1 protein-coding gene is annotated in these 1205 nt (G+C 67.8%); it reads left to right on the forward strand.

The genetic code is table 11. The features are described from left to right. Positions 1 to 466: 466 nt before the first annotated feature. Positions 467 to 1205: NACHT domain-containing protein (locus MJ785_RS21895; RefSeq protein WP_239382771.1), on the forward strand; the 739-nt coding region annotated here is incomplete at its 3' end.

The raw sequence follows: 1205 nt of genomic DNA on the forward strand, positions 1-1205 counted from the left end.
ACCCGCAGAACACACCAAGCCATCCGGATAGCGGCAGCCAAGCCACCTCCGCGAACAAAACCGCATCGTCGACCGGCTGCCGCCCGCGAACCGGGCCGCAGGTGTAGCAACCGGTGTAGCAACGGCTGCGAACATAGGCGGACGTCAGCGAACACCAGCGGACGGACAGGTCTGGACGAACCCCTGCAAAAGCAGAGTGCGGGTGGTGACGGATACGCGAACCTGACCCTGACACACGTTCCGTAGTAAAGGATCACGATCCGGCTGGCTTCCCCCATGGCGATCACGTGGTGGTGTGGTCATGGCCAACTCACCAGCCTTGATCAATCTTTGGCTCGGTCTCCCACGCTTCGTAACCGACATCCACGATGATCGCCATAAGGGTCATGGACAAGCCGCACAGACAGGTACCGCCGGAGCGAGGCCACGGTCACCCCCCAGCCGCGTCCGTGGATGATTGCCCACTATGGGTGGTAACACGGGGGAAGGACGGATCCCGTCCTGGCTGATCCTGATCGTGGTGACGATCGGAGCGGGCGCTGTCGCCCTGGCCAGCGGCGACCGGTGGGCTGGTGTGCTGGCTGTGGCAGCGCTGACGCTGGCGTTGGCGGCCTACCTCGCCGATCGCAAGGACAGCCGGGCCGGCGATATCGACATGGCCCCGGTCGCCGATCGGCTTGCCGACCAGCTGACAGACCAGTGGTCCGCAGAGGCCCACCGTCGGGATCTCACCCGACCTCCCCTGGCAGTGTCCTGGCAGCCCGCCGATGCCTCGCTGGTCCAGCCATGGGCCTACCTCCAGCGGCTGGCGGCAGCGGGTGTCGGGTGGACCCGCGGTACTCCACCGGGGGCAGGCCCGCACGAACTCGCCGGCACCGGCAGCGACCTGGCCGCAGTGTTCGACCGGGTGCCGACCGGCCGGCTGGTCGTCCTCGGGGAGCCTGGATCCGGCAAGACCGTGCTGCTCCTGCGCCTGGCGTTGGACCTGCTCGCCCGCCGAGACCCGGGCGGACCCGTCCCGCTGCTGATCCCGGTGGCCTCCTGGAACCCCGACCGGGTCAATCTGTATGACTGGCTGGAAACCCAGATGATCCGGGAACATCCCTGGTTGGCCAGCACCGCGGTGGCCGGCATCAGCCGTGCCCGCGCCCTGCTGACCGCGGGGCTGATCCTGCCCGTCCTCGACGGGCTGGACGAGATCCGCT

Origin of the sequence: Protofrankia sp. CiT1 (assembly GCF_917627335.1) — a bacterium.
GTDB lineage: Bacteria > Actinomycetota > Actinomycetes > Frankiales > Frankiaceae > Protofrankia.